This window comes from Peribacillus sp. (assembly GCF_059453735.1).
Genome location: NZ_JAZVJO010000128.1, coordinates 1 through 12533, shown reverse-complemented (window position 1 = coordinate 12533; position 12533 = coordinate 1). Strand labels below are relative to the sequence as shown.

Genomic DNA, 12533 nt, shown 5'->3' with positions numbered 1-12533 from the left:
AGTATTACATATGGGATAGAACTAGATGAAAAAATAAACATTCTCCATTCCCATTTAAAGAGCCATAATCCAGTCTGATCAGTTGTCGACAATCACGTAGGAGTCCAGTAACTAGTTAAAAGAAAAATTTGTAAAGACTCTTACAAAAGCCATTCCTACACCCGATACAAGACAAATCAGAATACCAACCGAGAGAAAAAGCGCGGGCAGACCAAATGTCGTTGCACAGAAGGTTCCGTATATGATACCAAGCGGTGCCGCTGCTTTGGTGAGCAGAAAGCGGACGGATAACACCTGCCCCATAATCTCTTCAGGTACAAGCCGATGATAGAGAGTTGAACTGTACACATTCCAAAAAGGCATGGCCATTCCTGCAGCTAACTCAATTAAACACGCAGCCCAAAACATGGTTGTACTCCCCAAAGCAATGTAGGTAAGACCACCAAAGCATAGTGTCGTAAGCATAATAGGATACAGAGCTTTTGGTTCCCTCAGTCTGCCTACGATAACAGTCCCCGCTATGTACCCTAATGGAAACGCCGCCGCAAAAAAGCCGTAGGCAGATGAGGTTCCGCCAAGGATTTCCGTCACATAAGGAATATACATCGCTTGTGTGGCAAACACTCCGAAACTTGTAAAAGAGACCAATACGCCCAATATCAGAAGTATTTTTTGATTTTTATAAATAGCTAATCCCATTTTAAACTGGTTCCCCCAGGTTTGCTTACGTTGAACCTTAGCCCGTTTCTCTAGGGTGCAAACTAAGGCTGCTAATGAGAGTAAAAACATGACAATAATGATTTCAAGTGTAATCTTCGTTCCATACATCCCAACCAGTAAACCAGATATAGGCAAACTTACGAATCGGGCCAATTGAACAAGCCCCGAGATTTTCGCATTGATTTTCACTAAAATACGACGGTGTACCCACTTTGGAATCAAGGCATTCGCTGCAGCATCATAAACAGCTAATGAACTGAGAAATGAAACGATATATAATACAGCAACCGAGCTCTGACCAGCCATCTGAAACAAGAGAATAGCCCCGTAAGAAAGAAGCCGAACAAGCTCGGTCAACTTCATCACTGAAGTCCGCTTATACCTATCAATAATCGGTCCGACTAAGAACTGAACGAGCATCTGGGCACTGATACTAACAAGCCACAAACTACCCATAGCCGCCTTCGAACCGGTGAGTTCAAATACCATCCAGCCGATTACAAACGTTCCAGAAACACTTGCAAATGTTGAAAACATCTGGCTCGTAACAACTAATTGAAGATTAAAACGTTCTCTATTTTTCACTAGTCACCTCCACATTCAGATAATCTAGTAAACCTGCTTCATATCCGCTAAGCGCTGTCTTATCTAAGGAATAGATGGCACCAGTGACATTAACCATATGCGCAGATCTTAATATCGCTAAATGATGGTGAATGGTTGTTTTGCCAATATCGAGAATGTCAGTCAGTTCTTTTAATGACATATTAGAATCAGATAACAGCTTAAGAATACAAAGTCTTTTATCATCTGCCAGCGCTTTATAAGCCTGAACTAAATATGCGGGAGGCTGAGCGTTGTCTTGCATTCCGTGTAAACTAGCATCACTGACTGGATAATAAAATACTTTCGTTCGCTCCAAATTCGCTTCAATTGTCCAAGGTCGATAAATGATATGAGGAATTAATAGAACACGTTCAACATTTACTTCCGGTTTATAGACTGACCCTGTTGACCATTGAACAACTTTTTCGGGTGATGATTGTGCAAGCCGTTGTTGTTTCTCCAAGACATCCCGCTGTAAAATTTGTTCGACTTCTTCCTTCTTCATTACTTCATGAGTCCAGCCTTCCATTAGTTGTTTAATATGTAAAATGAGTTTACTGGTTTCTGTTTCTGAGATAAAGGTAATCATTTGAGGAAAAAACACATGATCCATACAAGCTGCAGCCATCTCCTTTATGGCCTGATGATCTCTCTCAGAGGCAAGCATTCGATTAGCCTGTTGGGATTCATCCAAATAAGGAAGAACTGAATAGGTAAACTGTTGAGGATTCATTTCATCCAGAAAATCTAAAAAATCTTGAAGAGAAAAAAAATCTTGCTGGTGCAGAAGCTGCAAAATCATTTTCCAGGTATTATGCTGCTGACAATAATCGAGCTCAGCTTGTAGTTCCCTGGAAACAGATTTTCGTAACTGCTCTAATTCAACTTTCGTTTTTTCCAACTGTTCGTGAAGCTTTGGATAGGTAATCATGGCAATCCCCAGCGCACATTCAAATAAAGGGGAGGTTTTGAATTCTACCTCAAAGCTTCTTCGTTTAAATGACGTATCAAGAACGTTCATTTTTTCCCTCCTAGACCCTTTTACCATTAATATACAATAGTGATTTTGAATATTCAATATAATTCGAATATAGAATTCTATAAGTATCGAACAATTAATTCAAAAAAAACCGCCTGAATAAATGGCGGTTTTCACGATTTTAGTTTTCCAGCAAATCCAGTAATTCTTGATTTTCAGAGTAGGAAGCATAATCAGCAGCTGTATCACCATCTTCATCTTTTATCGACGGGTCGGCACCTTTTTCAATCAATAATTTAACCATGTCGATATCCTCATGATAGACTGCATTCATTAAGGCAGTTGATCCATAGTCATCTTGAGCATCAATATCAATGTCCTTCTCTATTAAGAAGGCTGCCGTATCATAGCTGCTCATATCCACAGCATAATGAAGGGCAGTAGAACCCATATCATCTGTTATAAACATGTCTTCGCCATTATCAATTAAGTCTTGTAGTACGGATACATCATTATCTTCGACAGCTGCTAACAAGGCATTATCCGTTTCTAGATACTCCTCATTAAAAAGCTCCCCTACTGATTCGAGTACATCTGTTTTATAAATGGCGTATACAATACCTGCTGGAATCATGATACCTATCACGATCATTCCAAAGACACCCATCACGACTCTTGACCTTTTTTCTTTCCGTATGTGGTGATGCTCAGGGTCAACCCAATAATCGAGGGCATTTAACCGTTTCGGTAAGTCTGGATGTGACGACAGTTTCTCACTTAACCATGCGAAAAAACCTGATTCTTCGTTGATTTGGTCAATGAAAGCTTCTTGATTCACTTTCGGGGCAAGTTTCTTTCCGATAGCAAGCATGGTTAATGCCTGTTTCGATGCTTCAAATTGATTGACATAAAAAGCAGCATAACGATCACATGTGTATTCACAACCTCGTAGATAGGCTTCTCCAAGAAACGGAATAAACATGGCTGGAAGAAGCAGAAAATGCACTAATACATGGCGGCGTTTAAGATGAGCAAATTCATGAGCCAGTACAAATAATAGCTGGTCTTCTTTTCCCTCTTCACTCAGATCAAAGATTTCGGAGTAAACCACCACCATATTTTTGCCAAAGAATCGGGTAGCAAACGCATTGAGAAAACCAGATGACTCCAAAACATAGATGGATGGCATTTTCACCAATTCCATATCAGAAGCTAATCCTTGTGCTTTACGATAAATATCAGGAAATTGTTTTTCACTGATACGAATGCCATTGCGGCGGATGGATGCCATCGAAAGAGCATGAAAAAAATATGAAAAAAGGATGATTGCAGCTATAATAGCTATCCCAATAAAAGAAAAAAGCAAGAAAATATAAGCGGTGATACTGACAATAATCGTTAATGCAAAGTATAGAGTTTCTTTCGAATGAACGAGCCTGTTACGTAATGTTGAATCCAATCTTTTTCCTCCTGATATACATATTAATAGGTATTCCTGGTTACGTTATGCCTAAAGGAGAAATAACAGCTGACTTATCAACTACTATTTTTCCTTAAAAAGACAACAAATTTCATTATATAGTAATAATCCTAATTTTTAACATGAGTCTTTAGAACCATTTCTTTTTTTCAACCTCTTTGACCGTATCAGGTATAAAAAATATATAGTTTGCGTATTATAATAGTAAAAAATTTAATATTTTGTTAATTCATCGTATTTCTCTAGAAATGTGCTGTAAAAAGAGGTAAAATGAAGGCAAATGAACTTGTTATTTCATGGATGTTTATGAGGAGCTTTAAGGGTGGTATAGCAATTACATAGTGGCACTGTCATACTGCCCAGTATATCCGTTTGTGTTTTCATTTGTTTTGGACAATGAAAAAGAGCAAGGGAGTGATTTTTTGAAACCTTCAACAAATCGCATGTTAACCCGTATTAAATCCGTTTATATGTTCATCAGTAATAACGGTACGGTTTCTACGCAAGAGCTTGTAGAAGAATTTGGCATCACTCCTCGAACCATACAGCGCGATTTAAATGTGTTGGCTTATAATGATTTAGTTAAAAGCCCAAGCCGTGGTGTTTGGACCACAACAAGTAAGCGAGTTAAAATATCTTCTTGATTGCATGAAATAACGAAAAAAGAGGCGGACCCCAGTCCGCCTCTTTTTTCGTTATTCATTTGTTTCTTCACTTAACCCTGCGGGGCTGTTTTGCAGTCCCTCAAGTTCATCCAAAGTCAATTCCCGATAGGTGCCAAGTTCAAGACTCTCATCGAGTTCCAAACTTCCCATTGAAATTCGTTTAAGATAGGTTACTCGTTTCCCAACTGCCTCAAACATCCGCTTCACTTGGTGAAACTTACCTTCCATAATGGCGATCTCAATTTCAGAAGTTTCTCCTGATTTTAGAATCTGCAGCACAGCCGGCTTTGTTAGATAACCATCGTCAAACGTGACCCCGTTACGAAATGCCTCAATGTCTTCTTCCGTCACCATTCCCTCAATGACTGCGAAGTAAAGTTTTGGTACGTGTTTTTTAGGCGAAAGGAGTTTATGCGTCAGCTTCCCATCATTTGTAATTAGGAGCAAGCCTTCTGTATCCTTATCAAGTCTTCCAACGGGGAAGGGCTCATAGGCAGCATGCTCAGGACTTAGAAGATCAATAACCGTTTCTTGAAAATTGTCTTCTGTCGCCGAAATTACTCCAGGCGGCTTATTCATCATTAAATAGATGAATTCTTTATACTCAACTAACTCACCGTGTACCGTGACGCGGTCTTGAATCGGATCAACATGCGCTTTTGCATCTTTAACTGCATGCTCATTTACCAATACTGCACCTGTCTTTAACATTTTCTTCACTTCTTTACGGGTTCCATAGCCTATATTAGCAAGCAGCTTATCTATCCTCATCTATTTTTCCCTCCAGTTATCCATCTCTTCGATGCCTTATAGGCCTAACTTTTTTTTCAACCGATCAATGCGGCTGCCTAATAAGCGATGAGCTAATTTACTCTTTAATGATAACAGTGCATAAACTAAACCGCCAAAGACCGCACTAATTACTGTAATGATAATGGCTTGAAAGGTTTTTTTCTCATCTAGGAATAGACCTAATAATCCTTCAAGACCCCATACGATTAAGGCCATAACCCCAGCAAAGACAAACATTAAAACAGTCCTCTTAATCACCAGTCTATAGCTGTATCCTGTAAAGTACCGAATGAAATACAAATTCATAATACAGGCTGCTAAATAACCAAGTGTGGTTGCATATACGGCACCTTCCGCACCAAACATTTCAATAAAGGGAATATTCACTGATAGTTTAATTAAGAATCCTGTCAGTAAGCTGAGCACAGTGAATTTTTGTTGATTAATTCCCTGTAATACAGCTGCAGATACTGAAAATAGGGCAAATAAAATTGATGTAGGCGCATATGTCGCTAGGATACTTGAACCAAGCGGGCTATACGAATAAAAAGCCGTATAAATAGGACTAGCTAAAATGGACATTCCGACTACCGCAGGAATGGTCACAAATAAAAGAATTTGGAACGCTTGATCCAGATGATGACGGAACTCTTTATTATCTCTGCTCACATACGCTTTAGTCACCGATGGCAGCAAGGCCATTGAAAAGGCCGTTGCCAAGGTCATTGGAATGACCACAAGCTTTTGTGCATTAAAGTTAAGTATCCCAAAAGCCTTGTCCGCAATATCACCAAGTCCTGCTGCTACCATCGCTCGGCTAAAGGTTAGAATATCAGCCAGCTGGAAGAGTGACATGGCAATCCCTACAAATATGAATGGGATTGATGATACGAAAATTTCTTTATAAATTTGCGGCAAGGAAATATCCATCGTTCCTTTATCTCTCGACAACAGGTCTTGTAAATATGGTTTTTGCTTTTTCCAATACCAAAGTAATACAAATAGACCGCCTATCGCACCAATTGCAGCCGCAAATGTTGCCACGCTAACCGCTGTAACCAGATCGCCGTCCAATACTTTGATAACGACAAACGCACCGGTTAGTAGAAAGACAATCCGGACCAGCTGTTCAACGACCTGTGAATAAGCTGTCGGCTCCATGAATTGATGGCCTTGAAAATAACCACGGATAATACTCATAAACGGAATGAAAATTAATGCAAAACTGACCGCTCGAATAACCGAGCTGATATCGCTTGCTGAAAAACCGTCCTTATTTCCTTCCGCAATATAGTCTGCAAACAGCGGCGCCATTGAATACATGACCAAAAAAGCTAGAAAGCCTGTAACAGCCATCAGCTTCAGACTGGATTTAAATAATTTTTGACTAACTGCATATTCTTCCAAAGCATTATACTTTGAAACCGTTTTGGAGACGGCAAGCGGCATACCAGCCGTCGCTAAACTAATGAAAATCGTATAGGGAATATAAGCATAGGAATAAAGGCCAGCGCCCTTTTCACCTAGTAATGCGTCGAATGGAATAACATATAATAATCCAAGAACCTTTGATAAAACCGAACCGAGCGTTAATATAAACGCGCCCTTTAATAACTTAGATGACATCTTAATCCCTTCCTGCCTATGTCAGTTACGTACAATCTCTTTATCTTACCATAATTCATTCCGATAACATCACTTAAACCATGACCAATAAATATTTTTGATGAATTGATATACCTTAAGCATTTTAACAAACATTCCACATCCCTCACAAGACAAAGCTTTTGTACTTTTTTTACAAGTGAACCAGCTATGCTTTATAATAGAGGAACTGAAAAAAGAAACTGGTGATATGAATGAATGAACATGTAATTATAATTGGCGGCGGTCCATCTGGTTTGATGGCAGCGATCGCAGCAGGTGAACAAGGAGCAAAGGTACTGCTCATTGATAAAGGGGAAAAGCTAGGTAGAAAACTAGCCATTTCCGGCGGCGGCCGCTGTAATGTGACAAATCGGCTGACCATTGATGAAATTATTAAGCACATTCCCGGGAACGGACGATTTCTATACAGTGCCTTTTCCGAATTTAACAACGAAGACATTATTGCGTTCTTTGAAAATCTCGGGGTTGAATTGAAAGAAGAAGATCACGGCCGAATGTTCCCTGTCAATAATAAAGCCCAAAGTGTCGTGGATGCTTTACTCGACAGGCTGAAAGAATTAAACGTGACTATTTATAAAAATTCGCCTGTACAGGACGTGTTATATGAAAATGGAAGAACGTCTGGTGTCTTACTAAAAAACGGTCAAACATTTACTGCAGATGCAGTCGTTATAGCCGTTGGCGGGAAATCCGTCCCACAAACGGGCTCAACCGGAGATGGATATGCATGGGCTGAAAAAGCAGGTCATACCATTACTGAGCTGTTTCCTACAGAGGTTCCCTTACTTAGTCACGAACATTTTATTAAAAGTAAGGAATTACAAGGGCTATCACTTAGAGACGTATCATTAAGTGTGTTGAACCCAAAAGGCAAGGCACTTATTACACATAAAATGGATATGATTTTCACCCATTTCGGTGTGTCAGGTCCTGCCGTATTAAGATGCAGTCAATTTGTTGTCAAAGCACTGAGGAAATTCAAAACACCTACGATCACAATGAAGCTGGATGTACTGCCTGAGAGGAACCAAGAAGATATTTTTCAAGAAGTCATGAAGAGTATTAAAACGGACCCAAAAAAGGCAATTAAAAACACCCTTAAAGGTCTTCTTCCAGAACGCTATCTTCACTTCTTACTAGAGAAAAGCGGAATTGATCTACAAGAGCAAGGTACCGTGATTGCACACGATAAAATCCGTCGCTTCGCTGAGCTTTGCAAAGACTTTCAATTCACCGTTTATGGCACACAACCGCTAGAAAAAGCGTTCGTCACTGGCGGCGGGGTTTCTATTAAGGAAATCCACCCAAAAGAAATGGCCTCAAAAGTAATGGACGGCCTCTATTTCTGTGGTGAGATTTTAGACATTCATGGTTATACAGGTGGATACAATATTACTTCTGCTCTTGTTACCGGGAAACTAGCCGGACAAAATGCAGCGATTTACAGCAAAAGTTTATGATATAAGAAAAAAATAAGAAGCAGTGCATCCATGGGTGCACTGCTTCTTATTTTTCATAAATAATCATTGCGCTGAAGCAATAAATTTGGTTATCATCATCTTCTCCAGAGGTTGCGATATTGTATTTGATATCCACAATCTCACGGTTATGAATATGTTTAAGAAACATATTCATTTCATGCTCAAGATCTTTCTCATGTTCATAATCAAAAAGCTTCACTTGAATCATGGCTCTCCCCTGCCTTTTTTAAACAGCGTGTCCAGATTCCTATCTTTTTATACAGTATTTAAAAGACAATTTCTCCAGTCCAATGACTCATACCGCCAACCATATTGACCGTTTTATATCCCCGTTCCTGCAAGTAATAGCAGACATTCTGACTTCGTCCACCTGAATGACATACAAAGATATATTCTTTTTCTTTATCAAATTGGTCTAGGTTTCCAGGAATATCGTTCATCCGGATATGCTTGGCTCCTTCAATCATTCCATTTTCCACTTCATCATCTTCACGTACATCAATTATTTCTAACTCTTCTCCTGCTTCCACTTTTGCTTCCAGATCTTTAGGGGTTATTTCTTTAATCGCTTCCATTTCTGCACCTCTATTCATTTATTTCCCTTTTATTAGAAAGAAGCTCCCAGGGGGAGCTTCTACTACTTAGTTAGCAACGATATTGACTAGTTTCCCTGGAACCGCAATTACCTTGCGAATCGTTTTGCCATCGATTTGTTCTTTGATGGTGTGATCACCCATTGCAATTTCTTCTAATTTTTCCTTTGGTGTATCCGTTGGAACCATTAGTTTAACCTTCATTTTACCGTTGATCTGAATGACGATTTCGACTTCATCATCCACAAGCTTCGCTTCGTCGTAAGCAGGCCATGTTTCATAAGTAATCGTGTCTGTGTGGCCTAGTTTCTCCCATAGCTCTTCAGCAATATGAGGTGCAACCGGTGAAAGCAATTTAACAAAGCCTTCAATAAATACTTTCGGCATTACTTCTGCTTTATATGCCTCGTTAATGAAGACCATTAATTGTGAAATAGCCGTATTGAACTTAAGCTCTTCGAAATTCTCGGTCACTTTTTTAACCGTTTGATGGTAGATTTTCTCTAGCTGAGCCAAATCATCAGTTTCAACAATACTGCCGGCAATGTTGCCATTCTCATCTGTCAGCAAGCGCCAAATGCGGTCAAGGAAACGGCGTGAACCATCAAGCCCGTTATTTGACCAAGCAATCGATGCATCAAGTGGTCCCATGAACATCTCATACATGCGAAGTGTATCTGCTCCATGGCTTTCAACAATATCATCAGGATTTACAACATTTCCTTTTGATTTACTCATTTTTTCGTTATTTTCTCCCAATATCATTCCTTGGTTGAAAAGATTTTGGAAAGGTTCTTTAGTTGAGACCACACCGATATCATATAAGAATTTATGCCAGAAGCGTGCGTAAAGTAAATGAAGCACTGCATGCTCTGCGCCGCCGATATAGATATCAACTGGAAGCCATTCTTTTAATTTCTCAGGATCGGCTAACACTTGATCATTATCTGGGTCAATATAACGTAAATAGTACCAGCTGCTGCCAGCCCAGTTTGGCATTGTATTGGTTTCACGGCGGCCTTTACGTCCATTTTCATCGACAACATTCACCCATTCGCTTATCTTAGCAAGTGGTGATTCCCCTGTGCCCGATGGTTTGATGTCATTTGATTTAGGAAGTAACAACGGAAGCTCTTCTTCTTTAAGTGCTTCAATCGAGCCATCTTCCCAATGTATGATTGGAATTGGCTCACCCCAATAGCGTTGACGACTGAACAACCAATCACGCAAACGGAAGGTAACTTTCTTCGTTCCAATTTCTTTTTCCTCTAACCATTTAATCATGGCTGATATACCCTCTTCTTTGTTCAATCCATCTAAGAAGTCAGAGTTTACATGCAATCCATCGCCCGTATAAGCTTCAGTTGTTACATCTCCGCCAGCTACAACTTCCTTAATTGGCAAATTGAATTTGACTGCAAATTCATAATCACGCTCATCATGAGCAGGGACTGCCATGATAGCACCCGTTCCATAACTGATTAACACATAATCAGCTATCCAAATCGGCATTTTTTCACCATTAACCGGGTTAATTGCATAAGCCCCAGTGAATACACCTGATTTGTCTTTAGCTAAATCGGTTCTTTCTAAATCACTCTTATGTTTCACTTGATCTAAATAAGCTTGAACAGCCTCGTTCTGAGCAGCTGTTGTGATTTTATCAACAAATGGGTGCTCTGGTGCCAATACCGCATACGTTGCACCAAATAGTGTATCTGGACGTGTGGTGAATACAGTAAATGTCTCATCATGTCCTTCAATACTAAATGTAACTTCTGCACCTTCTGAACGGCCGATCCAATTCCGCTGCATGTCTTTGATATTCTCAGGCCAATCTACATCATCCAAATCATCAATCAAACGATCAGCATAAGCCGTAATTCGAAGCATCCACTGCTTCATTGGACGTCGTTCAACCGGATGACCTCCTCGTTCACTTTTCCCATCAATTACTTCTTCATTAGCAAGAACGGTTCCTAACGCTGGGCACCAATTCACTGCCACTTCATCAACGTATGCTAAGCCTTTTTCATATAATTTAATAAAGATCCATTGGGTCCATTTAAAATAACTTGGATCCGTTGTATCAATTTCACGATCCCAATCATACGAAAAGCCCAATGCCTTAATTTGACGGCGGAACGTATTAATATTATGCTCTGTAAATTCTGCTGGATCATTCCCAGTATCCAGCGCATACTGCTCTGCTGGAAGACCAAATGCATCCCAGCCGATTGGGTGGAGCACATTACAGCCTTGCATCCGTTTTACCCGTGCTAAAATATCACTCGCTGTGTATCCTTCAGGATGACCAACATGAAGCCCGGCACCTGATGGGAAAGGAAACATATCAAGCGCATAAAATTTCCGCTTGCCGCTTTCTTCACCCGTTTTAAACGTTTTATTTTCTTCCCAAAACTTCTGCCATTTCTTTTCAATCGAAATATGATCAAAACTCATTTTGTTTTCCTCCTATACCAATATGGAATTACAATAAAAAAACCCCTCATCCCTGTATAAAAGGGACGAGAGGATTATGTATATCTTCCCGCGGTACCACCCAGATTGGCGACTATATTCGTCACCCCGCTCAAACATCCGTAACGTGGACCCTACGCCGAGTACTACTACACTTCATACCCGTAACTCCAAGGCGAGTTCGCGATCACTCCTGATTGGCTTGCACCATCCGCCAACTCTCTAAACAGGTTCTAATCGGTACTACTCCTTTTCATAGCCAATTTGAATATTTAATTATATAGGTATTTTAGTAAATAATCTCGATAAAAGCAAGTACTGCTATGAATCATTTTGGTCATGTTTTCCTTTATATATGCAAAAAAGAACAAAAAGTTTCGTTGTATATAACTTTATTTGAAGGCAATTAGCTATAAAAGGAAGACTTACACTTGAGCCTGTGCTGCCGGTTAATTTCCGTCTCTTCTGTGCAGAACAGACGGAAAGGTGTGCAGAATTCGTGATTTTGTGTGCACTTGATGCCCATATCTGTGCAGAAAGAGCTAGTTTCTGTGCAAATCAGGTACTTTGATGTGCAAAAGCCTCAAAAAAGGTTGTCGAGATGTTTTCTCGACAACCTTCCTGCATGGTTAATGGTCTAGCCTAACCATATTGTATTGCATTTGCTGAAGCTGCATTCTCATACGATACAGCTGTTCTCTTTGTTGATCGTTCGCACTGCCCAGAAGTTTTTCTAGATCATTCATTGCTTCCTGCAGAGTCGCTTGTGATTGCACATATGTCTCGTCTCCATAATGCTCCTGCCTGGATCCGTCCTGATATTGATCCTGAGCATAACTAAGAGCATTTTCACATTGCTGTATGCACATGCCGATTGATTGCCTTGTAGCCATAGTAGCATCCGCTCCTCATCCGATCATTTGATGGTTGACCATCTTTTATATTTTCGGCAAAATGACGATGGATTATCTACTCCAAGAAAAACCATTCTATGTTGGATGGCTAATTATCCTTGCTGACCATACCCGCCTTGTCCGTAACCACCTTGGCCATATCCGCCATGATGTC

At 40.0% G+C, this 12533-nt stretch carries 11 protein-coding genes and 1 other annotated feature; of the genes, 2 read left to right on the top strand and 9 right to left on the bottom strand.

Annotated elements, in window-relative coordinates:
- Positions 1-111 precede the first annotated feature (111 nt).
- The 3 genes from AC52RT_RS04290 to AC52RT_RS04280 form a co-directional block, all read right to left on the bottom strand.
- Positions 112-1305, bottom strand: a complete 1194-nt coding sequence (locus AC52RT_RS04290) for an MFS transporter (RefSeq protein ID WP_495539604.1) — start codon at positions 1303-1305, stop codon at positions 112-114.
- On the bottom strand, positions 1295-2347 hold the full coding sequence (locus AC52RT_RS04285) for an ArsR/SmtB family transcription factor (RefSeq protein WP_495539603.1): 1053 nt from the start codon (positions 2345-2347) through the stop codon (positions 1295-1297). Before AC52RT_RS04285 ends, AC52RT_RS04290 begins: the two co-directional genes overlap by 11 nt.
- 139 nt (positions 2348-2486) lie before the next feature.
- A complete protein-coding gene (locus AC52RT_RS04280) occupies positions 2487-3764 on the bottom strand; it encodes a M48 family metallopeptidase (protein WP_495539602.1) in 1278 nt (425 codons plus the stop codon).
- Between the two features lie 443 nt (positions 3765-4207).
- On the opposite strand from AC52RT_RS04280, the gene AC52RT_RS04275 reads away from it, so the two are divergent.
- Positions 4208-4429 (top strand): DeoR family transcriptional regulator, encoded by a 222-nt coding sequence (locus tag AC52RT_RS04275; protein WP_040372415.1) that lies wholly within the window; start codon positions 4208-4210, stop codon positions 4427-4429.
- Positions 4430-4480: 51 nt separating this feature from the next.
- On the opposite strand, the gene AC52RT_RS04270 is transcribed toward AC52RT_RS04275, so the two are convergent.
- Entirely contained in the window at positions 4481-5221 is a 741-nt protein-coding gene (locus tag AC52RT_RS04270; RefSeq protein WP_495539601.1) for a pseudouridine synthase, read from the bottom strand.
- A gap of 36 nt (positions 5222-5257) precedes the next feature.
- Complete coding sequence (locus AC52RT_RS04265) at positions 5258-6868, bottom strand: putative polysaccharide biosynthesis protein (protein WP_495539600.1); 1611 nt, start codon at positions 6866-6868, stop codon at positions 5258-5260.
- A 233-nt stretch (positions 6869-7101) separates the two neighbouring features.
- Between AC52RT_RS04265 and AC52RT_RS04260 the strand changes: the two genes are divergently transcribed.
- Positions 7102-8370, top strand: a complete 1269-nt coding sequence (locus tag AC52RT_RS04260) for a BaiN/RdsA family NAD(P)/FAD-dependent oxidoreductase (RefSeq protein ID WP_495539599.1) — start codon at positions 7102-7104, stop codon at positions 8368-8370.
- Between the two features lie 46 nt (positions 8371-8416).
- On the opposite strand, the gene AC52RT_RS04255 is transcribed toward AC52RT_RS04260, so the two are convergent.
- The 4 genes from AC52RT_RS04255 to AC52RT_RS04240 form a co-directional block, all read right to left on the bottom strand.
- The gene (locus tag AC52RT_RS04255; protein WP_340846880.1) at positions 8417-8599 is read right to left on the bottom strand and encodes a sporulation protein Cse60; all 183 of its coding nucleotides are present in this window, start codon (positions 8597-8599) and stop codon (positions 8417-8419) included.
- 58 nt (positions 8600-8657) lie between these two features.
- Positions 8658-8966 carry a rhodanese-like domain-containing protein gene (locus AC52RT_RS04250; RefSeq protein WP_495539605.1) on the bottom strand — a complete coding sequence of 103 codons (309 nt, stop codon included), beginning with the start codon at positions 8964-8966 and terminating at the stop codon, positions 8658-8660.
- A 66-nt stretch (positions 8967-9032) separates the two neighbouring features.
- Positions 9033-11447 (bottom strand): leucine--tRNA ligase, encoded by a 2415-nt coding sequence (gene leuS, locus AC52RT_RS04245; RefSeq protein ID WP_495539598.1) that lies wholly within the window; start codon positions 11445-11447, stop codon positions 9033-9035.
- 58 nt (positions 11448-11505) lie between these two features.
- Positions 11506-11731: a binding site (T-box leader), on the bottom strand.
- 363 nt (positions 11732-12094) lie between these two features.
- Complete coding sequence (locus AC52RT_RS04240; protein ID WP_340847620.1) at positions 12095-12358, bottom strand: YtzC family protein; 264 nt, start codon at positions 12356-12358, stop codon at positions 12095-12097.
- Positions 12359-12533 lie beyond the last annotated feature (175 nt).